At 33.3% G+C, this 24,142-nt stretch carries 23 protein-coding genes and 1 pseudogene; 12 read left to right on the forward strand and 12 right to left on the reverse strand.

The features are described 5' to 3' along the window. Positions 1-107 precede the first annotated feature (107 nt). Together N4T77_RS00440 and N4T77_RS00445 are read left to right on the forward strand one after the other, a co-directional pair. Positions 108-692 carry a DUF3841 domain-containing protein gene (locus N4T77_RS00440; RefSeq protein WP_261669737.1) on the forward strand — a complete coding sequence of 195 codons (585 nt, stop codon included), beginning with the start codon at positions 108-110 and terminating at the stop codon, positions 690-692. Next, on the forward strand, positions 668-1,273 hold the full coding sequence (locus tag N4T77_RS00445; protein ID WP_261669738.1) for a DUF3841 domain-containing protein: 606 nt from the start codon (positions 668-670) through the stop codon (positions 1,271-1,273). Before N4T77_RS00440 ends, N4T77_RS00445 begins: the two co-directional genes overlap by 25 nt. A gap of 93 nt (positions 1,274-1,366) precedes the next feature. On the opposite strand, the pseudogene N4T77_RS20200 reads toward N4T77_RS00445, so the two are convergent. From N4T77_RS20200 to N4T77_RS00465, 4 genes and pseudogenes are all read right to left on the reverse strand, one after another. Continuing rightward, positions 1,367-1,830 (reverse strand): annotated as a pseudogene (locus tag N4T77_RS20200) (HD domain-containing protein). Positions 1,831-1,902: 72 nt separating this feature from the next. After that, positions 1,903-2,316, reverse strand: coding sequence for a RidA family protein (locus tag N4T77_RS00455; protein ID WP_261669740.1), 414 nt, complete (start codon positions 2,314-2,316; stop codon positions 1,903-1,905). Positions 2,317-2,467: 151 nt separating this feature from the next. Beyond that, positions 2,468-3,025 carry a GNAT family N-acetyltransferase gene (locus tag N4T77_RS00460; RefSeq protein ID WP_261669741.1) on the reverse strand — a complete coding sequence of 186 codons (558 nt, stop codon included), beginning with the start codon at positions 3,023-3,025 and terminating at the stop codon, positions 2,468-2,470. Positions 3,026-3,272: 247 nt separating this feature from the next. After that, a complete protein-coding gene (locus tag N4T77_RS00465; protein WP_261669742.1) occupies positions 3,273-3,653 on the reverse strand; it encodes a helix-turn-helix domain-containing protein in 381 nt (126 codons plus the stop codon). Between the two features lie 181 nt (positions 3,654-3,834). Between N4T77_RS00465 and N4T77_RS00470 the strand changes: the two genes are divergently transcribed. From N4T77_RS00470 to N4T77_RS00475, 3 genes are all read left to right on the forward strand, one after another. Continuing rightward, positions 3,835-4,125, forward strand: coding sequence for a hypothetical protein (locus N4T77_RS00470; RefSeq protein WP_261670006.1), 291 nt, complete (start codon positions 3,835-3,837; stop codon positions 4,123-4,125). Between the two features lie 175 nt (positions 4,126-4,300). Continuing rightward, on the forward strand, positions 4,301-4,804 hold the full coding sequence (locus N4T77_RS20240) for a CBO0543 family protein (RefSeq protein WP_396125065.1): 504 nt from the start codon (positions 4,301-4,303) through the stop codon (positions 4,802-4,804). Positions 4,805-5,022: 218 nt separating this feature from the next. After that, on the forward strand, positions 5,023-6,450 hold the full coding sequence (locus N4T77_RS00475) for a glycoside hydrolase family 1 protein (protein WP_261669743.1): 1,428 nt from the start codon (positions 5,023-5,025) through the stop codon (positions 6,448-6,450). Positions 6,451-6,552: 102 nt separating this feature from the next. Here N4T77_RS00475 and N4T77_RS00480 read toward each other — a convergent pair whose 3' ends face one another. From N4T77_RS00480 to N4T77_RS00495, 4 genes are all read right to left on the reverse strand, one after another. Then, on the reverse strand, positions 6,553-7,839 hold the full coding sequence (locus N4T77_RS00480; RefSeq protein WP_261669744.1) for a glycoside hydrolase family 18 protein: 1,287 nt from the start codon (positions 7,837-7,839) through the stop codon (positions 6,553-6,555). Positions 7,840-7,979: 140 nt separating this feature from the next. After that, positions 7,980-9,125, reverse strand: a complete 1,146-nt coding sequence (locus N4T77_RS00485; RefSeq protein WP_261669745.1) for a Ger(x)C family spore germination protein — start codon at positions 9,123-9,125, stop codon at positions 7,980-7,982. Then, a complete protein-coding gene (locus tag N4T77_RS00490; protein WP_261669746.1) occupies positions 9,112-10,203 on the reverse strand; it encodes a spore germination protein in 1,092 nt (363 codons plus the stop codon). Before N4T77_RS00490 ends, N4T77_RS00485 begins: the two co-directional genes overlap by 14 nt. Continuing rightward, complete coding sequence (locus tag N4T77_RS00495; RefSeq protein ID WP_261669747.1) at positions 10,193-11,647, reverse strand: spore germination protein; 1,455 nt, start codon at positions 11,645-11,647, stop codon at positions 10,193-10,195. Before N4T77_RS00495 ends, N4T77_RS00490 begins: the two co-directional genes overlap by 11 nt. A gap of 169 nt (positions 11,648-11,816) precedes the next feature. On the opposite strand from N4T77_RS00495, the gene N4T77_RS00500 reads away from it, so the two are divergent. The 3 genes from N4T77_RS00500 (at position 11,817) to N4T77_RS00510 (ending at position 13,503) form a co-directional block, all read left to right on the forward strand. After that, a complete protein-coding gene (locus N4T77_RS00500; RefSeq protein WP_261669748.1) occupies positions 11,817-12,368 on the forward strand; it encodes a sugar O-acetyltransferase in 552 nt (183 codons plus the stop codon). A gap of 197 nt (positions 12,369-12,565) precedes the next feature. Next, the gene (locus N4T77_RS00505) at positions 12,566-12,877 is read left to right on the forward strand and encodes a PadR family transcriptional regulator (RefSeq protein ID WP_261669749.1); all 312 of its coding nucleotides are present in this window, start codon (positions 12,566-12,568) and stop codon (positions 12,875-12,877) included. A gap of 11 nt (positions 12,878-12,888) precedes the next feature. Then, positions 12,889-13,503 carry a DUF2812 domain-containing protein gene (locus N4T77_RS00510; RefSeq protein ID WP_261669750.1) on the forward strand — a complete coding sequence of 205 codons (615 nt, stop codon included), beginning with the start codon at positions 12,889-12,891 and terminating at the stop codon, positions 13,501-13,503. 115 nt (positions 13,504-13,618) lie between these two features. On the opposite strand, the gene N4T77_RS00515 is transcribed toward N4T77_RS00510, so the two are convergent. Then, positions 13,619-14,761 carry a toxic anion resistance protein gene (locus tag N4T77_RS00515; protein WP_261669751.1) on the reverse strand — a complete coding sequence of 381 codons (1,143 nt, stop codon included), beginning with the start codon at positions 14,759-14,761 and terminating at the stop codon, positions 13,619-13,621. Positions 14,762-14,788: 27 nt separating this feature from the next. Continuing rightward, positions 14,789-15,988: a 5-bromo-4-chloroindolyl phosphate hydrolysis family protein gene (locus tag N4T77_RS00520; protein ID WP_261669752.1), complete on the reverse strand. Its 1,200-nt coding sequence runs from the start codon at positions 15,986-15,988 to the stop codon at positions 14,789-14,791. Positions 15,989-16,233: 245 nt separating this feature from the next. Between N4T77_RS00520 and N4T77_RS00525 the strand changes: the two genes are divergently transcribed. Both N4T77_RS00525 and N4T77_RS00530 read left to right on the forward strand, forming a co-directional pair. After that, positions 16,234-18,627, forward strand: coding sequence for a tyrosine-protein phosphatase (locus N4T77_RS00525; RefSeq protein WP_261669753.1), 2,394 nt, complete (start codon positions 16,234-16,236; stop codon positions 18,625-18,627). Positions 18,628-18,749: 122 nt separating this feature from the next. Then, positions 18,750-19,130 carry a hypothetical protein gene (locus N4T77_RS00530; RefSeq protein WP_261669754.1) on the forward strand — a complete coding sequence of 127 codons (381 nt, stop codon included), beginning with the start codon at positions 18,750-18,752 and terminating at the stop codon, positions 19,128-19,130. Between the two features lie 205 nt (positions 19,131-19,335). On the opposite strand, the gene N4T77_RS00535 is transcribed toward N4T77_RS00530, so the two are convergent. After that, complete coding sequence (locus N4T77_RS00535; RefSeq protein ID WP_261669755.1) at positions 19,336-20,091, reverse strand: DUF975 family protein; 756 nt, start codon at positions 20,089-20,091, stop codon at positions 19,336-19,338. Between the two features lie 361 nt (positions 20,092-20,452). Between N4T77_RS00535 and N4T77_RS00540 the strand changes: the two genes are divergently transcribed. Beyond that, the gene (locus tag N4T77_RS00540) at positions 20,453-21,991 is read left to right on the forward strand and encodes a cell wall-binding repeat-containing protein (RefSeq protein ID WP_261669756.1); all 1,539 of its coding nucleotides are present in this window, start codon (positions 20,453-20,455) and stop codon (positions 21,989-21,991) included. Positions 21,992-22,073: 82 nt separating this feature from the next. On the opposite strand, the gene N4T77_RS00545 is transcribed toward N4T77_RS00540, so the two are convergent. Further along, on the reverse strand, positions 22,074-22,889 hold the full coding sequence (locus tag N4T77_RS00545) for a GGDEF domain-containing protein (protein ID WP_261669757.1): 816 nt from the start codon (positions 22,887-22,889) through the stop codon (positions 22,074-22,076). Positions 22,890-23,087: 198 nt separating this feature from the next. On the opposite strand from N4T77_RS00545, the gene N4T77_RS00550 reads away from it, so the two are divergent. After that, positions 23,088-24,077, forward strand: coding sequence for an NADH:flavin oxidoreductase (locus N4T77_RS00550; protein WP_261669758.1), 990 nt, complete (start codon positions 23,088-23,090; stop codon positions 24,075-24,077). The last annotated feature ends 65 nt before the right edge of the window (positions 24,078-24,142 follow it).

Here is a 24,142-nt window from a genome sequence, read left to right on the forward strand (position 1 = left end):
AGATAGTGTAGTCATTATTTAAAATAGAAGGATACGCCTTAATAGATGACAAAACTGTAATACTTGTACTAGGTGCAGGAAAAAAGGCTGCAAAAGCCATTGACTAAATGTTAGAGAAAGAAGGAGGACCAATGGATAATAAAATAAGGGTGTGGACCAGACAAGATGAAAAGATTCTTAATGTATTAGAAAAGGACGGAAGACATATAGCCAAAAGAGAATATATCGAACAAAAAATGGAGGATTGTTCTAAAGTATATCTTGATGTATACACATGGTATACAGAAAAAGCTAAAGATATAGTAGCCAAACCATCTGACGTACAATATCCAATTTGGGTTTCATTAAGTAGTGATAATATGCTTCAACCGGTTTCAGGTACAGTTATACTAGAGCTTTTGATTGACAGGGATTTACTAATAGTAGTTGATCTAGAAAAGTGGGGGAGAGTAGTTAACTACTGGTATGTACCTTTAACTTTAAAAGATGAAGAAGATTATGATAAAAAACTTAAAAATTATGGAATAACCAACAACTCCAATGTGTATTTAAGTAACTTTTACCCTCATCTAAAAAAAGAAGTAATTAAAAGTTGGGACAGGCTTTTTGATAATTCATATTCGTTATCAGATTTAAACGTGGGAACTATTTGGGAGGTAAAAAAGGAATGGATACAAAAGATAATAAAATAAGACTTTACACATCACAAAGCTTTGAGGTAGTTAAACTTTTGAAGGAGCAAAATGTATGTTATGTCAAAAAAGAATACATTGAAAAAAAGTATCAAGAGGTTTCCGGTATATTTATGGAGGCATATAATTGGTACATAAGCAGAGCGCAGAATATTGTAAGAAAGCCTGAATGTGCAAAGTATCCATATTGGGCATTTACTAAAGCTGAATATGCCGGTTTGTATCCGGGATGCTATCTGCTTACTATGGAAATACCTATTGATGAAGTGATTTTTTTTAAAGTTGAAGATTGGAACAAAGTTTTAAACCTGAAATATTTGGATGTTAGCGAAGAAGATGAGAAAAACCATAAAGATATGTTGGCAAAACAGAATATCTCCATTGAGTCCGATATATTTACCAAGCCTTTTTATCCATATTTGAAATCAAAAGTAAAGAAAAGCTGGGATAATTTATTTAAATATAATGAGTTAATAAAATCAGGAGTTATGCAGAAATCAGTTTTACAAACAAGCCTATGGGAGCTAAGGAAAGAGTGGATTGTTGATATCAAGGGTGCTACGAAAGATATTTGTATATAAATATTATTGGTTTAAGAGTAAACGGAAAAAGTTACCAAGTTGTTTAAAACAAAGAAATTACGTTAAATAAGAATGACGCTTATCAATATATAACTATTCTAATACAAAACGACTGTATGCAATACTTTTTCCTGTGCTTGTTTTAAAATTTTGTTCAATACAGGTCTTTATTTCCTGCTGCTGCTTATGTATATCCATAACTGTTAAATTCTCTAATAAATCTGCTTCCCATTGTATTTGAAAATCAATTCCATCAATTTTGGAAGGGGTATGATGGTTACCTATTATAAAGCATATCCTATCTTTTTTAATATATCTCTTGCTACTGCTGGTCCTTCTTTTTCTTGATAAATACCATCTATTGAGCCATACTTCTTCTGTGCTTCAACTGCACCAATATCATGTAGTATTGCAACAATAGTGATTAATTCTTTTTCAATATTTTCGCCTTTCATTATATCCTCTGCATTTTGTAACACTTTGAGAGTATGGTCTACTCCGAAAGGAAGTTCCTTAAAAACTTCTTTCATTTCTTCAATAATTTTCTCTTTAAACATAAATTACCTCCATAACTTTTACTGCACAATAACTTACTATTTTTAGTTAAAGTAATTATATCATAAATTCAGTCATTTTGTAGTATTTTCCACTGCTGCTACTGCTTCAAGTTCTACCAATTGATTTATATATCCTAATACTGTAACTCCAGATAAGGTACTTGGAACATCATGATTACCAAACTCTTTTCTTATTGTTTCCCATACGGTTACTAAATCTGAACGATTTGCCGATGCAACGAGTACTCTGGTGTATACTACATCTTCTAATGAAGCATTACACTCCTTAAGTGCTTCTTTCAAATTATTTACACAAAATTTTGCCTGAAGCTCATAATTATTTAAATGGGGGACTTCTCCGTCTTTATTAATTGGACATGCTCCCGCTAAAAACAGCAAGTCCATTCCTGAAGGTATACGTCCAGCATAAGCATAATCTACTGGAGCTAAATTTGCAGAATGAATTAATGATATTTTTTTATTCATTTTTTATCTTTAGTGAGAGAGTGTATTATAAGTACCAAACCCTCACTAAAACTCACTTCCTTTCGGTTTATATTTTTTTCTGTGTAAACATGTTGATAGTTCGTCATAAAAGAAGATTGCGTCTTAATAAAGAATTGCTACATTTTATTTATCAATACCGATTAATCCACTCTTCTTTTAAAATTGCATAGACTATATCGTCTGCCCATTCATTATCAAACCAAAAGCTTTTTTTGAAATGTGCCTCTTTTCTCATTCTAATTCTTTCAAGCAATGCTACGGATTTTATATTTCTAGGATCAACTGAAGCAATAATTCTATGTTTTTGTAAATTACAAAATAAGAAGTTTATTACACTATTAATAGCTTCAGTAGCATACCCTTTAGATTGATGCTCTATAGATAAGGTAAATCCTATTTCTACCTGTAAGTTATCTGGATCTATAAAATGAATCCCTATATCCCCAATTAACTCCTCAGTTTCCTTAACCAAAATTCCAAGCTGATACCAAGTATCTGGAACATTTGGTACTTTAGCAATTTTTTTATAAATAAATTCTTTGACTTCTTTGATTGTTTGTGGTCTCCAGCATTGAAATTTATATATTTGTGGATTAGAACGATATTTAAATATCGACTCTGCATCAGAAATTCTAATGCCTCTTAATACTAATCTTTCTGTTGAAATATTAATTTCACTATTATTCATTGTCTTTCCTCCGAAAATATAATTTAGTTAACCTAAATAGAACAACTCATTTCTAAACTTAAATTGTTGATAGCTATATGTATTGTTGTTGCGTATAAAATTACTATTTTTACTTAATTAATGATAATTATATCATAGTTACATGGTTCGATGTGGTTGCCTTTGAAATAAATGTAAGATTGTTTCGCTCTTTAACTCGCATTATTCAATTCTAAAAAACCATTGTTAAGATTTTTACTTTTAATAGTTACGTCGCTTTATAATCACACTTTTGACATTGAGCAAGTGTATGTTGGTTGTCTTCAATATGATAAACACCAGACCATCTACAAATACTTTGCAAAATTGGAACTACAGACTGACCTTTCGAGGTCAATGAATACTCAACCTTTGGAGGTATTTCATCATAAGATTGTCTTTTTATGATTTCATCTATAATCAATTCCTTTAATGTTGCAGCTAATACAGCATCTGTTATATTCGTCATTTCCTTTCGAAGGGAACTATATCTCAAGGTTTCTTTTTCAGCTAAAACGCAGATTATTCTTGATTTCCACTTACCACCAAAAACAGTTAATCCATACTCTAATGGACAACGAATATCTTTTTCTAATTTAGGCTTATACATTGACTTTACTCCTTAATTTTTTAATCATAGTATATGACAATTCTTTATAAAATAAAAGTTACTATGAATTTTATTAGTGACTCATAAATTTGCTAATATATTCTGTTTTCCAAGTCATCTTGTTATAATTCATACAAGTTCATCAATAAGAGCTACTAATAATTATTCAGGAGGTATTATCATGAAAGTAAATGCTTATTTGGAAATCACAATGAAAATCGACAATAATAATCGTCAAGCTGCTGCAAAGGTCTACACAGACTACAGAGGACCTTTCCTTAAAACAATCAAAGGTGCTTTAACAAAAGATCTTTTGATTCGTGATGAAGATGTTCAAGTTCTTCATGGTTTCGACAGCGTTGAAAATGCAAATGCTTACTTATCAAGTGAAATGTTCAAAAACGATGTATTTGTGGGATTGCAACCTCTATGGAATGCAGACCCAGAAGTAAAAATTTATATCATAGCTTAATAATTAAAAGCCATTCTATCATTGATAGCGTGGCTTTATTACTAACCTCTGCTGCAAATTGCCATCTATTGAATTGTTTTTGCATTACGTCTTATAAGCTGGCATTTTATATTTGTCTATGGGTAGACTATTTATATAATGCATGCTATATAAGTAGAAAGAGATGGTGTGTAAAATGCATATACTACATTGTTTTACATGGATTTGTGCAGCTTATAAATGGGGCGACTGGCAAAACTTTTGGCGTTATTATCCAACTATGCTGTTCTTTATCTTAGGTAATTTAATCCACAGTATAGTGTTTTATAACTTTAGTCAGTGGATTTATATTTCAACATATCTACCACATAATTTAGTTAATATAATTGCGGCTTTTACAATTTTCCCTAGTACCGTACTATTATTTAATCCTTACTTTCCAAAACAGTTAAGCAAAAAAGTAATATATGTATTAAAATGGGCTTGCTTATATACCTTCATAGAATTATTCTTCTATTCTATCGGTTTAGTTGTTTATTTTAATGGCTGGAATCTTTGGTGGTCTGCTTTACATAACTTATATCAGTTTCCCCTTATTAGATTACACGATACAAATCCAGCACTTGCTTGGTTGTTTTCTGCTGTAATTTTTATAGTTATAATATTTGTATTTAAGCCACCATTAAGCACTATAAAGTAACTCATGATATTTTAAATTAAAGGTTATTTCCTATAACCTTTAAAGCTTCTTTTGACATTTCTAGTGATTCTACTTCTATTTGACGTGAAAAAATATTCAAATTATGCCATTACCAAAAGTGAAGTGAAATATATATTTATTGTGCAAATCCATAAAATAGTTTTATACTCAATATCTAAAAAAGTAAGATTTTGAGCTAAAACTAGGAGGTAGCAATTATGAGGAAGTTAGAAAAAAAATTCCCGGAAGGTTTCTTATGGGGTGGAGCAGTTGCCGCAAATCAATGTGAAGGTGCATATAATGAGGATGGTAAAGGTTTATCAACACAGGATATAGCACCAAGAGGGATTACGGGGCCAATTACAGAGGAACCAACAGAGGATAATATGAAGCTAATAGGAATTGACTTTTATCATAGATATAAAGAAGATATTAAGCTATTTGCAGAGATGGGCTTTAAAGTCTTTAGAACGTCTATTGCATGGTCTAGGATATTTCCAAATGGTGATGATGCAGAGCCAAATGAGAAGGGTTTAAAATTCTATGATGATTTATTTGATGAATGTTTAAAACATGGAATTGAGCCGCTTATTACAATTTCTCACTACGAGACTCCACTTGCTCTTTCGAAGAATTATGATGGCTGGGTAAATCGTAAGCTAGTAGGGTTTTATGAGAATTATGTAAGAACAATCTTTGATAGATATAAAGATAAAGTTAAGTATTGGCTTACTTTTAATGAAATTAATTCAGTATTACATGCACCTTATATGAGCGGTGGAATATTTACAGATAAGGAAAAGCTAACGAAGCAGGATTTATACCAGGCAATTCATCATGAATTAGTAGCAAGTGCTTTGGCAGTTAAAATTGGTCATGAAATGATGCCAGATGCAAAAATAGGATGTATGATCCTTGGTGTGCCAAATTACCCATTAACTCCTCACCCAAGTGATGTACTAGAAGCAATGAGGCAGGATAGAGAAATTCTGTACTTTGCAGATGTTCAGGTAAGAGGAGCATATCCTAAGTATATGAATAGATATTTTAAAGAGAATAATATTAAGATTCATATGGAACCAGGAGATGAAGAGGTACTTAAAAATACAGTGGATTTTATTTCCTTTAGTTACTATATGAGCTCCTGTGCAACGGCAGACCCTGAGAAAAAGAAAGCTGGGAGCGGAGCAGGAAATATTATTTCAGGTGTTTCTAATCCATACCTTGAAGCATCAGAGTGGGGATGGCAAATAGATCCACAGGGCTTACGTTACATTCTTAATCTTTTTTATGATCGCTACCAAAAGCCATTATTTATTGTTGAAAATGGCTTAGGTGCTGTTGATGAATTAGTGACAGATGAAAAGGGTAATAAAACAGTAATTGATGATTATAGAATTAAGTATCTAAATGATCATTTAGTTCAGGTAGCTGAAGCAATAAAAGATGGTGTTGAAGTAATGGGTTACACCACCTGGGGATGTATTGACCTTGTTAGTGCAACAACGGCAGAACTAAAAAAGAGGTATGGTTTCATATATGTAGACCGTAATGATGATGGAACAGGTACATTGGGGAGATATAGGAAAAAGAGCTTTTACTGGTATAAAAATATTATCGCCACAAATGGAGAAGCATTACAGTAAAAGAACATAAAAATAAATTGTTAACTGTTACTAATTAAGTTACCCAGATACAATACCTATGTAAGTATTGCATCTGGGTAATTTGTCACATTATAATATAGTTTATCGTTTTACTACATCAAAATTTTCTTCTATAAGAAGCCAGTTTTGTGGGAAGGAAAGACCTAATTTCCAATAGCTAACTCCTCGCAAACCTAGTTCCTTTACAAGATCAAATTTTGCTTGAATTGATCGAGCATCTTCAAACCATACTTTATGCTGTTTTCCTTGAGCATCGGTATAATCAAAATTAGGAGCTTGCGCTGTATAATCATATTTAATTGGAACATTATTTTCTGCTGCTAACTGAATAGCTTGCTGAGGACTGACTGCTCTTGCAAATTGTCCTCCAGGTACAAAAGGAAGTGTCCAATCGTATCCATATAAATTTTGCCCCATCATAATTTTAGAAGCAGGCATTTCAGTTAAAGCATATTCAATTACTTGTCTTACAGGACCTATTGGAGAAACAGGCATTGGTGGGCCGCCACTATATCCCCACTCATAAGTCATTAACACAACAAAGTCTGAAATTTGCCCATGAGCTTTATAATCGTGAGCTTCATACCAGCCACCTGTTTGAGTGGCACTTGTTTTTGGTGCTAGAGCTGTAGACATCAGGAATCCTTCTGCAGACAGTCTTGCTTTTGCCTTTCTTAAGAAGTTGTTATAGTTTTCTCTTAATTCAGGTGGCAAGAACTCCATATCAAAATGTATATCTCTAAAATTATACTGTTTTGCTGTTGCAATGATATTATCAAGCAAGCGATTTTGTACTTCTGTGTTTGTCAGAACCACTCTTCCTAACTCTCTACTGAATTGTCCTTGTTCAAGATTAGTAACTACCATCATCAAGGTTGCATTATTAGCTCTGGCGATGGCAGGGAAGTTGTCTAATGGAGGAGCTTCTAGGGAACCATCTCTTTTAATTCTAAAACTAAAAGGTGCTAGATATGTCAAAAATGGTGCTGTGCTTCGAGCTGACTGCTGCAATGCAGGGGCAACTGTTCCACCTATTGGTTCAACATAGGCATTTATTTCTGCACTTTTTCTAGGGCGTGGAGGAATATACAATCTAAATCCAACCTGAAGTGGTCTGGTAGGTGGAATTCCATTAATTTGTGCAAGTCTTTGATAGCTTATTCCAAATCTACGTGCAATACTGTACAAGCTATCTCCCGGTTGAACCCAATAGTACATTCCAACTATAGGAATTACTAACGTTTGCCCAACTACTAATTGATTAGGATTTGGAACTTCATTGGAACCTACAATTGCTGAAACTGTAGAATTATATATTCGGGCAATATCAAATATTGACTGTCCTGGTTGAACAACGTGAATCTGCATAATATCTCCTTCTTATAAAAATTATCCAATATCATTATATGAAGTAGAAGGAGAAGTGTACTAAAAAAATTTTATTAAATTATATTATAAAATACAGTAGGCAAAATTACTGAGCGGATTTTAATGATTTTTTGTAAAGTTTATTGATTAGTTACAGCCCCATAAAAGTCAAAGTTAATCTTTGCTTCCACATTAAAGTATGCATATTTATATAAATCCTTCCACTTAATAGATTTCCAGTACTTGTTCTCTTTTGTCCGTAATATTTCACCGAAGCCTACTGGATCTGATCCTACTTGAGAAAGATATTTTAAAAGTTTCACATAGTCTTTTTTTAGGAATTGACCAACTGCATCTTCTAATTTCTTTTTATCCTCAGGATTTGTCAAATCCAGCTCTCCAGAATATTCATTAAGATATCCCTTAAAGTCCAATTTTATATTTATGATTGTCTTATCTCCTTCAGTAGTTACCTGAATTTTTCTGTTTTTATTTTTCATTACTATAGCAGCTCCACTTTTTATATCCTCCTGTTCTTTATAGGAGTATGGGCCTTGGTAAACATAGTTAATATCTTCTTTTACTCCTATTAAGCCATTGAGAAGTGCTGCATCCTTTATATCTATTTTTCCTACCATTTTATCACCACTAAATAAAGCGGCACCTGCCACTTGTATTTGTTCACTACTATAGCGAAGGAGAGGTGTTGTAGGATCAATTGTTTTTGAGCATGTTAGTATTGTGAAATGGGATACCCGGGTTTCAGGCACATATGAGTTTTTACGTGCACTTTCCAGTAAACCATTCACATAGAAGGTTGGTCTAGGTTTATTTTTAAAATTTTCACTGAGTTTCATTAGTTCGTAGGGGCTGCCTTCTACTACGATAACATTTGCCAGTAGGGGATTCTCTGGACTACGTAAGAACACTTCCAGAAAATTATTAATTCCCTTCATTGCCATACCCTCAGAAAAAAAGATTTGCTGTATCTTTCCACCTTCTATAGTTTTTCCAGAAACCTGACGAGCTTTATCTCGTCCTTCTCTAAGAAGATTTATTTTTGTAGTAAGAATCTCAGTTTTTTCCTGAGACTCCTGTGCTTTAACAGTGGGTGATATCAAAGGGACGCTAGTAGTGTATTGGACTTCCCCCGCTTCATCAAGTTCTAATCCCAACTGAAGCATAAATCCTATCTTTTCATATATTTTTTGGTCCCAACACCCAGTTTGAAACACTGCTATACTTAACATAATCATTATAGTTATCAGTTTCTTAATAGGTTTCATGTGATTCTACCCCTTTTGTTCTGACAAATGAAAGACAGAAACATAGAACAAGAAATAAGTATACGCCTATGCCTGCCAGGCTAATAACCTGTCGAGCCATAAAGGCTTCATTAATATCTCTTGGTATTCTGCTCAGCAAAATCAGTACTACAAAAAAAATCAGTACATTACCTTTAGAATCTTTTATTTTGAATACCTTTCCTAGACTGTAGTAGGCTGCAAACATATAGGCCCTCATTGAGCAGCCCATAACAATAAACCATGAGGCAATGAGATATAAATCTAGTCTTTCAAGTATGGGAGCATTATATACCCTACCTAAGTTAAATAGTGGAATGGTTTGGATTTTTAAAAAGTTTTCACCAAACAGTGCTGTTGAAGTAACTACAATAATCAAAGAAAATAATGTTGTTAAACTAATAGCAATGATGTGCCATTTTAGTAAATTTTTTTTATCATTAATTTCCGGAAATACAAAAGCCACTAACTCTAAACCGAGAAAAGTAAAAAAGCCTGTTTTTACACCGGATAATACTTTAAGTACCTCAGCTTCACCAATAGGGAGAAGAAAGGAAAACCTATACTGCTTAGTTAATATAAGAAGATATATAATGGATACCACGTAAGCCATAAGGGATATGTATTTAAATCGCACTACATATTTGAGACCACACCATACCAGATAAATTGATGGCAGCATAACAAAGGGAACTATTATAAAAACTGGTGTTCGAGGGAGCAGCGTAAGCCTTAGAAAGACTGAAAAAATACGGGCACTTGCAGCAGCAGCCAGCAGCAAATAAACTATAAGAAGAGTATTAACAATGAACCCTATTAATCTTCCAAAAATAAGCCTATTAATATCGTATATAGATCTATTACAATATCTTTTCAATAATAAGACTATTAATATCCCTAACATAACCGATATAATCCCAGCTATTAGTATTGAAATCCAGCCGTCGTGACCTACCATTCTTGCCATAATTGTAGGTAAGGTTATCATTCCCATACCAGTTTGGGCTATGAATGTTAACAGAGCCATTTGCTTTGATGTTATGTTATGCTTACCCTTCATCATTTCCACTCCTGAATTTATTTTTAATTCTAGTCATATAAGGTCGTTTTTTCATTTTCTTCAAGGGCAATCTTAAGATACTATCCTTTAGACCATTTGTATCTAATGGGGAAAAAGGTTGAAAGTAAGGCTGACCTAGTGACTCTATTCTAGTCAAGTGGGCAAAGGTTAAAGCGGTAGATACTACGATTCCGATAATGCCAAAGACGGAGGCAGATATCATATAAACGAAACGTAAAATACGTATGGCCATTGCCATGTCCTGTGAGGGCAAAACGTAGGATGCAATTGCTGTAGCCGCTACTATAATAATTAATAGGTTGCTTACTATACCTGCCTCTACTGCAGCTTGCCCAATGATTAAACCGGCAACTACACTAATGGAAGTACCAATGTATGTGGGAAGACGAATTGCCGCTTCTCTTACCATTTCAATTGTAAACTCTAAAATCAGTGCCTCTACAATAGGAGGAAAGGGCACCCTTGCTCTAGATTCTGCTAAAGGTATAAGCAGATCTAAAGGGACAGCATAGTAGTGAAAAGAAGTTATAGAAATATACATAGATGGTAATAAGATAGCGATAATAAGGGCTGCAATTCTAATTAGTCTTAAAAAGGAGCCATGAATCCAAAGTGTACTATAGTCATCCATTCCTTGAAAAAAAGCTATAAAATCCACCGGAGCAATAAGAACTCTAGGGGTGCCATCCTCTAATATTACTATTCTTCCTTCCAGGAGGGCTGCCGTAGTCTTATCCGGTCTTTCTGTAGAAAGAAACTGAGGAAATACAGAATTTGGATGGGCTGATATGCTTTGTTCAATGTAACCTACACTTGAAAGTCCATCTATATTTATTTTGCTTACTTTATCAAAAAGTCCATTTACAATATCCATGTTTGCTATACCTTCGATGTAAGCTATAACAACCATTTGTTGTGTTTGAACTCCTAAGGTTATAGTCTTAAATTTTAGTTTGTTATTTTTAATTTTTCTTCTTAGTATGGAGAGATTAGTATATATAGGTTCTACAAAACCCTCGTGAGAACCGCGGACATTCTTTTCTGTATCCGGCTCTTCAATGCTTCTTTTTTCAACGTCTGGAAGCATACATGCTACAGCAAAAGGAATCTGTTCGCAAACAAATACTGTGTTTCCATCCATAATACTCTCTATTACTTTAGTTGAATCGTAGAGAATAGTTGTTTCTCCGCAAGGTATATTATGAATATTAATTTCATTAGATAACTGTTGAAGACTCATAGCAATTAGTGGACTAATGAAGTCACTTTGAACTGATGCATAATCAGTAAGTTGTTTAATATATAAAAAGAAAGCTTCATGCTGATTGTCGATATACACTTTTTTCTGAATAATATCAGGACAATCAACCAGTGCGTCCCTTATAGATTGCATAGTAATACTATTAGGCGTTTTTGTATCCATGAAAGTCACCTCATATGGAATTATTCCCCGTTTCTTTATTAAAAATGCAGTAACTGTATTAGCATAAGTAATATAACCCTTAAATATAATTTTTTAACAGGGAAACTCTAGTCCATAGGGAAGCTTCACATTAGGATATAAATCTATGATAGAGGAGGAGATTAGGATTATGAAAAGTGAAAAGGAAAAAATGCTGGCAGGTGACTTTTATAATGCTGGAGATGAAGAATTGGTTAAAGAAAGAGATTTTGCAAGAGACTTAACCTTTCAATTTAACTACACAAAGCCAAGTGAAAAGGAGAGAAGGCAAGAGCTTTTAAAGCAGTTGATTGTAACTAAGGGTTCTTTTTATATTGAAGCACCTTTTAATTGTGACTATGGTTATAACATAGAAGTCGGTGAAAATTTCTATGCAAACTATGGCTGCACTATACTAGATGTGAATAAGGTTAAAATTGGAGATAACGTACTTTTAGCACCAAATGTTCAAATTTATACTGCTGCTCATCCTACTGATCCAATGGAACGGCTTTCGGGCAAGGAATACGCCAAGCCTATTGCTATAGGAAACAATGTTTGGATTGGAGGAGGTTCAATAATATGCCCTGGAGTGAAAATTGGTGACAATGTAACAATTGGAGCAGGAAGTGTGGTAACTAAGGATATACCTGATAACGTAATTGCTGCAGGGAATCCATGCAGGGTTATTAGAAGCATTTAGTGCTATGTAATGCTTATAGGTTAACTATTGAATTTTAGTGATGTATAAGGTCTATATCAAGGTTATAGTAAGCTGTAGTTTATTGATAATGCAAATTACAGCTTATTTACTATTGACATATACAGTTTAACGATATACAATACAACTATATAGTTAAACTATATAGTTCGGTTGTATATAAGGAGATGGAGGATAAAATGAATCTAACAAAGTTTTTACCACTAACGGAAACTACCTTTTACATTATGTTAGCGTTGAAAGAGGCAGCACATGGGTATGCTGTAATGCAAAAAGTAGAAAGTTTGAGTGACGGTAAAGTTAGGATTGCTGCGGGAACTATGTACGGTGCCCTTGATAACCTTACAAAACAAAAGTTGATTGAATCAGTAAAATCAGAGGACTCTCGAAGAAAGGTTTACAAGCTTACAGATATGGGCAATGAGGTTTTACAGCTTGAGACAATGAGATTAAGGCACATTATTAAAATAGCAGAAGAATTTGGTTTTTAGGAGGGAAAAAAATGAAACAGTTTAAGGTTTTTGCTGATTTTGAACAGGAAGAACAATACCTAAATGACATGGCGCAAAAAGGATTTGAATTTGTAAAACGTTCTTCTTTAGGACTATATCATTTTAAAAAATCTGATTCAAAGAATAGATGTTATAAGGTAGACTACCGTATTTTTAATAAAAAATCAGATTTTTTGGACTATATTTCAATATTTGAAGACAGCGGCTGGAAACACATTTACGGAACACAGGGGTCTGGTCAGCAATACTTTTTAAAACTATCTAAGCAAGCTATATCCGATATATTTTCAGATGAAGAATCAAGAGCAGAGAGATATATTCGTTTACAAAAGAGATGTTTAACATGGGTAGGGTCCCTAGTTTTGGCAGTAGTTGTGGTATTGATAAGCGTTAAGTTTAATTTATCAGAGCTATTCTTTTTAACACCTGGTCTGTGGCAAAAGGAAGGAAACGAATTTTGGAGAGCTTTCTGGTTTGAGTTTCCATTTATGCTTATGAGAGTTTTACCAGTTGCCTTCTGCGCAATAGGTGCTATTTTATACGGGTATTGGGCAAGAAAAGCAAAGAAGTCCTATGAAAAATTTTTATCCTATAAAAAAAGCTAAACTTAATTATTATACTTCAAAGGAGGATTAGAACTACCTGCTTAGTTAGCTCTAATCCTCCTTTAAAGTATCTCTAGTAGTTTTAGCCTTAAGCTATTATAGAGAAAATATGTTGTTATCTAAGCTTTAAAAGCTTATTCTTCAATTGTTCTTCAATATTTTGCAATTCCACTTCAGCCTCTTTACGTTTTTGACGCCCCTCTGTTTGTATACGAAGCACTTCATCAAGAGTTGAAATCAATGATTCATTTGTCTTGCGAAGAGTATCGATATCCACGATTCCACGCTCAGACTCTTTAGCTGTTTCTATAGTTGACATTTTAAGAGTTTCCGCATTCTTACGGAGAAGTTCATTTGTCATATTTGTTACTTCACGTTGAACTTTAGCTGCATTACTAGAGTGAGCAACTCCAAGAGCTAGCACAATTTGGCTCTTCCAAAGGGGGATGGTATTTACAATGGTAGATTGTATTTTCTCAGACATCAAAGAATCATTATTTTGAACTAAGCGAATCTGAGGAGCCATTTGAAGGGAAATCATTCTAGTTAGCTCTAAATCATGAACTTTTTTCTCAAAGCGGTTACAAAGGGCTACAAAATCATTTGTTGCCTGTGCATCCTCAGGAAGTCCACTAGCTTTTGCTCTTTCTACCAGTATAGGCAGTTCCTCTTTCTCCAATTTTGCAAGTTTTTTTCTTCCAGCTAAAATATACATGGAAAGCTCTTTAAAATATACCTTATTTATTTCATACATTTTATCAAGCATAGCAATATCTTTTAAAAGCTGTATCTGATGCTTTTCAAGGGTGGTACAAATTTTGTTTATGTTTCCTTCAACCTTCTCATATTTTGCCTTCATATTAGAAAGCTTCTGTGAAGTTTTCTTAAAGAAGCCTAAAAAGCCCTTTTTCTCATCTCCAGCATCAAAGTTTTTTAGCTCAACTACTACATTAGAGAGAATATCACCTATCTCACCTAATTCCTTAGTCCTTACATTATTTAAAGCAGTTTCGGAAAAGTCTGCAATTTTTTTCTGAGCACCTACTCCATATTGTAGAATTGAATTGGAGCTAGTTATATCAATTTTGTTTACGAACTCATCAACCATCTTTTTTTCTTCTTCTGTTAAGTAACTATCATCAAGAACTTCTGATTCAGTATTTTCTTCTTTTACCTTAATTGTAGGAACCTCATCTTGAAAAGGTTCAAAGGTTAAGCTTGGCACTATATCACTATTTTCTTTAAATCCCTTCTCCATTTTCAAATTCCCCTTTCTCCTTTAATATTATTTTTTAAAATCATTCTTAGTCAGCCCTTCTTGAGTAAACAAGGTTTCAAGTACAGAAATATCTGTAGAAATATCTAAGGCCACTTCTCCAAATAAATCGTCTAAGAGCTTCTCAAAAGCCATATTTATAACATCTATGGATTTTTCAATTTCATTCTTTGCCTTCTTTATATTTTCTCCTTGAACGGGCTGATCATTTAGCTCCTTATATGCATTAACTAACTTTAAGGTTATAGGAAGGTAATGATTAGTGAATTTATTAACCTCCTGGAGCTTTTTAGGGTTATTCTCTACATAGTTAAATATCTGGCTTATAATATTTTGAAGTCTGTGTAATTTTAATCCGATTTCCTCTCTATTAATAGCATCACTGGTATTTTTTATCTGTTCAATATAGTCCTTTCCCAGCTCCAGTGCATATCTCAATTCTCTTTTTTCAGGATTATTTGTTTCTTTCTTTAACTCCTCTTGTCTTCTTAGTTCTTCTTCATTACGATGCTTAAGAGCCTCTTGCGAATTTAAATAGTTCTCGTAAACTTCATCATTTAGCAGGAAGTATGCTTCTTTATCATCAATATGTGCCTGTGGAAACATACCTAAATGAACCATATTTCTTAAATCCTTCACAACAAACTTAGGTTTCATTCTAACAGCAGAAGCTAATTTTTCTATGGAACAATAACTTTGATTGTCTAAGGCTTTTACATACCCTTTAAAACGCTTTACTCTTTTTCTTAAACTTATACCTCTTAGGGCTGAGACTAAACTCAATAGAAAAAAAGAAAAGATAATTCCTAAAGTAATAAAATTAGCTGTTGAAACTACAGTAAAGAAAGAGGTAAATATAGAATACATAGTTAACAAAGCTCCAAATACTCCGCAGCCTGCAAATCCCAATATCATATAGAGTATTCCAGATATGCTTCCAGCTGGTCTTTTAGGAATATACCTTTGGATTTTATTTTTATCCTTTGAATATATACTGGTAACAGTTTTATATTTATTGAGCGTTTTATTTTTAACTGTTTCATTAAAAAACTGTGAGTTATTCTTTAAATTCTTTTTCGCTTCATTAAAAACACTCTCAGTTTTACTGTTTATATCCTCTTTTAATCCAGCAAAATCTATAGCGTTAAAGGCATTTTTTAATGTATCTCTAATTTGGTCCTCTAAATCAGAAAAATCTCTTTTTCTCATAACAATTCCTCCAAATTATTTTCTTATAGATTACTATAACTGTAATAATATTTTGGCTCTATTATATATCATTCTTTTATAAATTACAATTTGTAACAACTTCCTAGTGAGATTAATCCAAGTTAACTAACTTTAATTGATGATTTTACATACAACAGTAAAATAGGAAAAATGTTGCTAAGAATTGAAGGAAAATGCATAATTTTCTTGAATATATTCTATATAAAACTTTAAGGGGGAGAAACATGAAACAGGCAAAAAAAATTTTTTCACTATTTTTAGTTATTATTATGATGACATTTTCCTTAACGATTCCAGCCAAAGCAGCAGACAGCTATGCTGAGGTAGCGGCAACTGTTGTAGAAGTACAAAAATACGGTAATCTTACAATGGATATTAAACCTGAGGCATTATATAGTGCAGGCTACAAATTAGGTGATATTCTAAAAGTTACAGTAGGTGATAACGCACTTAAAATGCCATTTTGCACATCTTATAGTGATGTAGATACAGGAAGCCTGGTAGTACGTGATGACCAGGTAAATAAATCACTAATTGTGGCAATTAACATGGGCAATTTTTCTACCAAATATAATGTAAAAGTAGGGGATAAAGTAACATTCTCCTTATCAGAAAAGGAAGGATATCTTTCAGAGTATCAACTGCACCAGTTAAAACGTACCAATGTACGCTCTGACTATGCAACGGATTCTATATTTGCAAATTTCCGTAATATAACAACTACTAGAATTAAGCCAGCTGTTTTATACAGAAGCAGCAGTCCTGTAAATAATGAGTTAAAGCGTGCTGCTTATTCTGATGCACTAGCTAAGGCTGCAGGAGTAAAAACAGTGCTTAACTTAGCTGATTCAGATGAAGAAATAAAAGGTTATTTTGCATCAAAGGATTTTAATTCTGACTATTATAAGTCACTATATGATGCAGGCAAAGTCAAAGCCTTAGATATGGACGTTGATATTGCAGGAGAAGACTTCGGAAAAAAATTAGCTGAAGGACTCCGTTTCCTAAGCAAAAATGAGGGTCCTTATCTCATTCACTGTACAGAAGGAAAAGACAGAGCAGGCTTTGTAAGTGCACTTTTAGAGTCACTTATGGGTGCAAAGCTTGATGAAGTATCTGCAGATTATATGACTACTTACGAGAACTATTATAAAGTTAAAAAGGGCAGCGATCAGTATACATCAATAGCAAATAACAATATAGTTCAATCATTAACTACAGTTGTTTGCGGCTATAAAAAGGGCAGCGATATCTCAGCAGTTGACCTCTCAGCAGCTGCAGAAAAGTATCTAAAAAAATACGGTATGACTTCAAATGAGATTAAAGCTCTTAAGACAAAGCTTTCAGCTAATTCTATTTATAAAACTCCAAGTGCAGCAGGTTCAGTTACAGAGATAGAGAAATATGGACATGCATCAACTGATATTTTAATTAATGATTTCTATAAATTAGGCTTTAAAACAGGTGATATGGTAACAGTTATATTTGATAACGGTTTTGTAATGGAAGCACCATTTTTAGATGGTTACTATGTGGACAATGGAAAACCACTAGTGCGTGCATATCCAGGACAGACCAATATAGCAGTATGTATCAACTATGGAAAGCTCAATGAGGTAGCTAATGTAAAGGCTGGCAGTAAAGTAACAATTATGCTTAGCCGTCCAGAGGGATATCTGGCTCAGTACCAGATTCGTAAGCTAGCACGTACTAATGAACGTAAGGATTATTCCTCCGATGAGGTATTTGCTAACTTCCGTAACGTTACAATGGGTAATATTGCAAAAGGTGTACTTTATCGCAGCTCAAGTCCAATAAATAACGAACTTGGACGTGCTTCCTATGCGGACAAGCTTATTAAGGAAGCTAAAATAAATAGAGTTGTTAATCTTGCCGATTCAGCTGATAATATTAATAAATATCTTGAAGCAAAGGACTTTGCATCTCCATATTATGCAAGCCTTTACAAGAATAATCAAGTATTACCTCTAAATATGGGACTTGCATATGAAAGCAGTGAGTTTAAAGCAAGCATAATTAAAGCTATGGTATTTATGTCAGAGAATAAAGGACCTTATCTTTTCCATTGCACAGAAGGTAAGGATCGTACAGGCTTTTACGGAGCACTAGTAGGGGCTTTAATGGGTGCATCAAAGGATGAGATTGTTGAAGATTACATGGAAAGCTATATTAATTATTATGGTGTTAAAAAAGACACAGACCAATACAAACTAATTTCTGAAGATGTACTTGCAATGCTTAAAGTTATTGCAGACAACTCTGATTTAGACAAAGCAGACCTTGCAGCAAGTGCAAAGAACTATCTTCTATCAGGGGGTATGACAGATAAACAGATTGAGACATTAAAGGCTAATCTTTCTACAGAAGTTGCAGCTTCAGAAGGAAACAAGAACAATGACACAAGCAATAACAGTAGCAAAGAAGATAATAAAGTGGTAACTTATACTGTGGTTAAGGGAGATACTTTATGGAGTATAGCTAAGAAAAATCTCGGAGACGGCAAACGTTATATAGAGATTCGTAAGCTTAATGAGAACGCAGTTAAAAATGATAACATAATTTATGTTGGACAGAAATTAGTCCTTCCAAATAAGTAAAATTATTAAGAAAAACATAAAGATTATAAAACAGGACTTTGCATCATAGGCAAGGTCCTGTTTTATAACAGTTATATTACATGAAATATTATCTATACAGCTATTAATTGGGGGGAATTAATATGAAAATAGAGGATATAGCATTTAGTGCTCTTTTGGCAGTTGGGCTTATAACTCTAACATTTCGAGGCCTCATTAAGAAAAATTTAATAAAGCCAAGTAAAATTTCAAGGATATTTTATCAAGATGATGAAAGCTTTATTAATTATTGGGAAAAGGCACAAGAAAAAGGCATATTAAACTATATCATTAAAAAAATTATTTATATGACTATTACCTTCGGTATAATGAACGGTATTAGTGTATTGTATAAAAAACAAGCGCAAACAGTAACATTGTTTGGATATTTGTTGATTTGCGTTATCGCAGGGGGACTATATTACATATCTTGGGGTGACAACCAGAATAAGTACAATGAATTAAAGGAGAAAGAAGATAGGTAAAGAATTTATAATTATCTAGTATCTAAAACTGATAACAAAGTAATGTCTAGTTGCAATTTTAAAGATAATTTTATAAGTGAAAATAATGGATTCATATATATTATAAGAACAAAAATATGACATGTTTATATAGTGTATCAAAGGGATTAAAGCAACTTAAAACTTATACCCCCTATGTTTTAAAGCATAGGGGGTATAAGTGATTTTAGTATAAATTATTGTTATCTGAGATCCATTCAGTTAATAATAAATCTTGACGGCTGCACAAGTCGTTTTTTAAAGCATCTTTTCTCAACACTAAATATAGCTCAGCGTTTGTAGCGTTCTGATAAGGCATTACGAAAAGTACGCCTATTCCTAGGGCTAATACACCTAGCAAGTACCATCCAATAAAGGATAAATCTAATATAAACATATTAAATTTATGGCCTTTAGTCATCTCATTACTTAGAGCAATGGCTTCTCGAGCTCCAATGTTTGGATTGTCAGCAAGAATATAGGGTACCATTCTGTAGGCATAGGATTTAATGATTCCAGGTATGATTAATAGCAGAGTCCAAAGGAAGATAAAAACCTTAGTTAAAAACATTGTCTTAACTATACCCATATAATTTTGCCTATTAAATCCAAAACTAAAGCATTTTTTATTATCCTTATATTCAGCAGACTTAACAAAATACCTTTGGCCGCCTACTTCTAAACTATAACCAATAAAAATACGAAGAGCTATTGTTACTGCAAGGATAATTAGTATAATTGATATAAATTCCCAAAGCATAAAGCCGCTATTATGGAAGTTTGAATAAATAGAGTCACTAGAGTTTGTAGAGTGAGAACCACTTCCGCCTCCCCAATTGTTACCTCCTGCTAGGGCAACGACTATACTAACTCCAAATGCACCTAAGTAGGATTTTCTTAAAACTGCCTTAGCTTTATCTTTTAATTCTTTTCTAGACCACATAAAATCTATCTCCTATCTAAATTATTAATCTACTTCAAAAATCATGCTGTAAAACTTATTGAATTAAGAAGTTGTTATGAATATATAATAGGTTATTTAATACTATATATCAAGTTGCTCAAATGCACATATTTGTCCTTAGTAATTAATTATACCTTTCAAACAAAGATAGCCTTTCTGCTGCATTTAATTGCTTGTTTTTTCTCATGATTTTTAAGTTAAATGAAACTATTAGCATATTAAATAAATATGCTATTTACCACAAAAGCATCACTAATTTTTAAAATGGGCTGTATTAATTGTAGTATCACTATTTACAGTGTATAATATATGTAAAACATGTAAAAAAGAGGAGATGAAAATGGGTATTAAAAAATATGTTTTTAGTTTATTTATCATGGCATTAGCATTTTTTTCAATGAATCCAGTTACTGTATTTGCGGATTCGCCAGTAACATCTACTGACTTTTATAGGGCTTATACTGATATTAGTATTGTAAAAACAGCTAAAGAAAAGGGAGCTGTAGACCAAGAAATAGCTAATTATTTACACTCAAGTAAAAATCCTATTGATGTTAAAGCAGCAGTTATTAATGCATTAGGTTGGGACTTAGAAGGTAAAAATAATGCAGAAAACTATGTTAAGTTAACTTATTCAAATAGTATAGACAAACTAGATATAGAGTTGCTGTCTGGAGATGAAATTTTCTGTATAAGCTATATGATGGCTTTAGATGATTATTTTCATGTTGATAAGGCCTTGTCATTAATGGAGAAAGCTTATGAAAAAAATAATACTAGTTTCACAATTGCAATAGTTAGAAGTATTATAAAAGGACAAGCTATTACTAGTGAGGATTGGGGAAGGATTTGGACTAATACAGCAAGTGTTTTAGATGATAAAACCCTTGTAAAAGATATGAGACAAGAAGCAATAGATATTATTGTAGAATATATGAAATTATATGAAAAGTATCCAGTAGGTACTACCATTACAACTAATAGAATGTGGGGAGCTGATAGATACGATACATCAGCAAAAATATGTGAAAAAGGTTGGACTCAAAGTGATTATGTAGTAATAGCTTCAGGAGAAGACTTTCCTGACTCCTTAGGCGCAGCACCATTAGCCAAAAAGTACAATGCACCAATATTGCTAAATACTCGAGATAGTTTATTACCACAGGTATCATCACAGATAGATAGATTAAAAGCTAAATATGCCATACTGGTAGGTGGACAAGGATCACTGTCTTTAAAGGTAGAAGCTGCTATAAGAACTAAAGGATTAGATATTGTTAGATTATCTGGTCCAACTAGATATGATACATCTATAAGCATAGCAAATAGAGTAGGTAACAATGGTGAGATTATTATAACAACTGGAACTGATTTTAGCGATGGGTTAAGTGCAGCACCTATGGCTGCTAAAGCAGGAATACCAATTATACTAGTGCCAAAGGATACTGTACCAGATGCTGTTAAAAATTATTTGGCTAATAATAAAATAACTAAAACAATAGTATTAGGAGATACAGATGTAATTAGTGATAATGTAGCTAATCAATTCCCAGCAGTGGAAAGAATAACAGGTAAAAACAAATTTGAGAGAAATATTAATATCATAAATAAATTTTCAAGTGATATTAGCTTCAGTAAAGTTTGTATAGCATCTGGAGATAACTTTCCAGACGCCTTATCTGGAACAGCATACTGTGCTTTAAATTCAGAACCAATAATCTTACTGTCTAACGAAGGAGTTCCACCTGTAACAAGTTCATTTGTTGCGTCTAAATCAGGAATTGTAATTGAGATAGATGTTTTAGGAGGAGATGCTTCTGTAGAAGATTCTATGGTAAGTAGCACGGTGTATCAGCTTACAAACAGTACAAAGAATTAAGATGAAAAATTGATGTAAAAAGCCATAACCCATTCAGGTTACGGCTTTCCGCTCAACTATTCCTTAGAATATAGACTGTCCCTTATCTAAAATTACTAACTAAATGTAGTTTTTTAGACCTCTTGCTAGTGTACATTTTACTGTCGGCTTCTCGAATAAGTTCTTCAATATCCCAGCAATTTTTGATGCTGCATTCTGAAAAACCAATACTTACATTTATCTTATAGCTTTTTAAACTATGTTTATTATAGTTTGATATAGCAGCTTCTAACCGATTTTTTATACCCTGCATATCTTTCATACAGGCTCCTGGAAGTGCAACCAAGAATTCATCTCCCCCATATCTGCATATTATATCCTTTCTAGCTAAGGAATCTCTTATTACAGTTGCTGCAGATCTAAGAAGATCATCTCCTTCAATATGCCCAAAGGTATCGTTTATCACTTTCAAACCATCAATATCTATAAATGCAATGAGCATTGAATCTTTAACTGTTGATATTTGATCCGCCTGTTCCTTTATAAGCGCTAATCCTCTTCTTCTGGTATAGAGGCCTGTAAGTTCATCAGTATTAGCGTATCCCTCCAGCTTACTATTTTTATGTTCATTAAAAATAAGCTCCCTGCAGAGGATTTCTAGCTCTTGCTTTAAAACTGTATTTCTAGCTTTCAAATTTGTTATCTTGCTTATATATCTTATTTCTATATTACTTATTACAAAGTATAGAAGAGAAGCAGATAGAATAACATAAAAATATCCTCTATATCGATCAAAATTCAACATTCCTTGGATATCATTGGAAAGCTGACCTAAGGCCTTATTGGATAATACTAACAACACTAAACTAATTGCTGTATATGCTAGGGTAATCTTTAATGCATTTTGTTTTTTCTTCATTGGCTGCACCTCATTGATTTTAGTTTTATATATTAAATTCTCTCTTTTAAATACCTGTGCTAACAAAGTATTATACGTAAGCAAATAGTATTTTAAGGGGGAATTTATAAAATAATCTATGTTTATGAAATATTATTATGATTGTGGTATATTATTGTTTATACTATACGAAAAAATATTAACGAAGGATGTGGAAAGATGAGCAAGGGAGCAATTTTACTTAGCAACATTACAGTTAAAGGATTTACTTTTGAAAACAGGTATGCCTGTGCACCTTTTGATATAGCAATGGCAACGGAGGATGGGTTGATTACGGAGGAACTATTATCAATTTATGAGCAGCGTAAGGGTCCATCTCTTATAGTGGTTGAACAGGCAGCTGTAGCCCCTGCCGGACAGTACAGGGAGAGGCTCATATATGTGGATAGAGATGAGTGTATCGAAGGTTTGACAAAACTTGCAGATGTTATACATAAGAACAATCAGGTTGGGGTAGTTCAGATAAACCATGCAGGAAGTGCTGCTGATACTAATCTCACCAAAATGGAAGCTGTTGCTCCATCCGCTGTAGTAAATCCTGCCTTCAAACGTACAATGCCAAGGGCTTTGACTATTGATGAAATCCATGAAATAAAAGAGGATTTTGTAAGGGCTGCCATCAGGGTTAAAAAAGCAGGTTTTGATGGTGTAGAAATACACAATTGTCATGGATTTTTATTGACTCAATTCTTGTCACCGATAACAAATTTAAGAACTGATGAATACGGTGGAAGTCTGGAGAATAGAAGCCGTCTTCTTTTAGAAATAACAACAGAGGTGAGGAAGGCTGTAGGTGAGGACTTTTTATTACTAGTACGTCTTGGACTGGATGACCTTCTTCCTGGAGGTCTAACTCTCGAAGAAGGCTGTCTGGTAGCAGAAAAGCTTGTTGAAGCAGGAATAGATATTCTTGATACATCCTCAGGTATGCTTCCACCGCTTGTGTTAAAAGGCCCGGCAATGTTAAGAGACATGATTAAAACTGTAAAATCAACAGTGACAGTTCCTGTTATCGGTGCCGGCAGCTTGGAAGATATTGAAATAGCAGCGGATATGGTTGAAAAGGGAGAGGTTGACTTTATAGCTCTTGGAAGACCTATATTAAATCAGCCAAACTTTGTGGAAAGTTTATTGGAAAAGATTAAATAGAAAGAAAAAGTACCTATGTTATAATACCTTTAGACTTTATACAAGTATTAAAAACGGTTAACCAT

This window comes from Clostridium sp. CX1 (genome assembly GCF_025398335.1).
Taxonomy (GTDB): domain Bacteria; phylum Bacillota; class Clostridia; order Clostridiales; family Clostridiaceae; genus Clostridium_AM; species Clostridium_AM tanneri.

What these genes read in the sequence shown, in the direction of transcription:
- N4T77_RS00485 (WP_261669745.1), bottom strand. Translation starts at nt 9,125, where the DNA reads ATGAAACCTATTAAGAAACTGATAACTATAATGATTATGTTAAGTATA.
- N4T77_RS00515 (WP_261669751.1), bottom strand. Translation starts at nt 14,761, where the DNA reads ATGGAGAAGGGATTTAAAGAAAATAGTGATATAGTGCCAAGCTTAACC.
- N4T77_RS00460 (WP_261669741.1), bottom strand. Translation starts at nt 3,025, where the DNA reads ATGAATAATAGTGAAATTAATATTTCAACAGAAAGATTAGTATTAAGA.
- N4T77_RS00525 (WP_261669753.1), top strand. Translation starts at nt 16,234, where the DNA reads ATGAAACAGGCAAAAAAAATTTTTTCACTATTTTTAGTTATTATTATG.
- N4T77_RS00480 (WP_261669744.1), bottom strand. Translation starts at nt 7,839, where the DNA reads ATGCAGATTCACGTTGTTCAACCAGGACAGTCAATATTTGATATTGCC.
- N4T77_RS00440 (WP_261669737.1), top strand. Translation starts at nt 108, where the DNA reads ATGTTAGAGAAAGAAGGAGGACCAATGGATAATAAAATAAGGGTGTGG.
- N4T77_RS00535 (WP_261669755.1), bottom strand. Translation starts at nt 20,091, where the DNA reads ATGTGGTCTAGAAAAGAATTAAAAGATAAAGCTAAGGCAGTTTTAAGA.
- N4T77_RS20240 (WP_396125065.1), top strand. Translation starts at nt 4,301, where the DNA reads ATGCATATACTACATTGTTTTACATGGATTTGTGCAGCTTATAAATGG.
- N4T77_RS00475 (WP_261669743.1), top strand. Translation starts at nt 5,023, where the DNA reads ATGAGGAAGTTAGAAAAAAAATTCCCGGAAGGTTTCTTATGGGGTGGA.
- N4T77_RS00505 (WP_261669749.1), top strand. Translation starts at nt 12,566, where the DNA reads ATGAATCTAACAAAGTTTTTACCACTAACGGAAACTACCTTTTACATT.
- N4T77_RS00530 (WP_261669754.1), top strand. Translation starts at nt 18,750, where the DNA reads ATGAAAATAGAGGATATAGCATTTAGTGCTCTTTTGGCAGTTGGGCTT.
- N4T77_RS00465 (WP_261669742.1), bottom strand. Translation starts at nt 3,653, where the DNA reads ATGTATAAGCCTAAATTAGAAAAAGATATTCGTTGTCCATTAGAGTAT.
- N4T77_RS00540 (WP_261669756.1), top strand. Translation starts at nt 20,453, where the DNA reads ATGGGTATTAAAAAATATGTTTTTAGTTTATTTATCATGGCATTAGCA.
- N4T77_RS00545 (WP_261669757.1), bottom strand. Translation starts at nt 22,889, where the DNA reads ATGAAGAAAAAACAAAATGCATTAAAGATTACCCTAGCATATACAGCA.
- N4T77_RS00470 (WP_261670006.1), top strand. Translation starts at nt 3,835, where the DNA reads ATGAAAGTAAATGCTTATTTGGAAATCACAATGAAAATCGACAATAAT.
- N4T77_RS00490 (WP_261669746.1), bottom strand. Translation starts at nt 10,203, where the DNA reads ATGAAGGGTAAGCATAACATAACATCAAAGCAAATGGCTCTGTTAACA.
- N4T77_RS00445 (WP_261669738.1), top strand. Translation starts at nt 668, where the DNA reads ATGGATACAAAAGATAATAAAATAAGACTTTACACATCACAAAGCTTT.
- N4T77_RS00520 (WP_261669752.1), bottom strand. Translation starts at nt 15,988, where the DNA reads ATGAGAAAAAGAGATTTTTCTGATTTAGAGGACCAAATTAGAGATACA.
- N4T77_RS00495 (WP_261669747.1), bottom strand. Translation starts at nt 11,647, where the DNA reads ATGGATACAAAAACGCCTAATAGTATTACTATGCAATCTATAAGGGAC.
- N4T77_RS00500 (WP_261669748.1), top strand. Translation starts at nt 11,817, where the DNA reads ATGAAAAGTGAAAAGGAAAAAATGCTGGCAGGTGACTTTTATAATGCT.
- N4T77_RS00550 (WP_261669758.1), top strand. Translation starts at nt 23,088, where the DNA reads ATGAGCAAGGGAGCAATTTTACTTAGCAACATTACAGTTAAAGGATTT.
- N4T77_RS00510 (WP_261669750.1), top strand. Translation starts at nt 12,889, where the DNA reads ATGAAACAGTTTAAGGTTTTTGCTGATTTTGAACAGGAAGAACAATAC.
- N4T77_RS00455 (WP_261669740.1), bottom strand. Translation starts at nt 2,316, where the DNA reads ATGAATAAAAAAATATCATTAATTCATTCTGCAAATTTAGCTCCAGTA.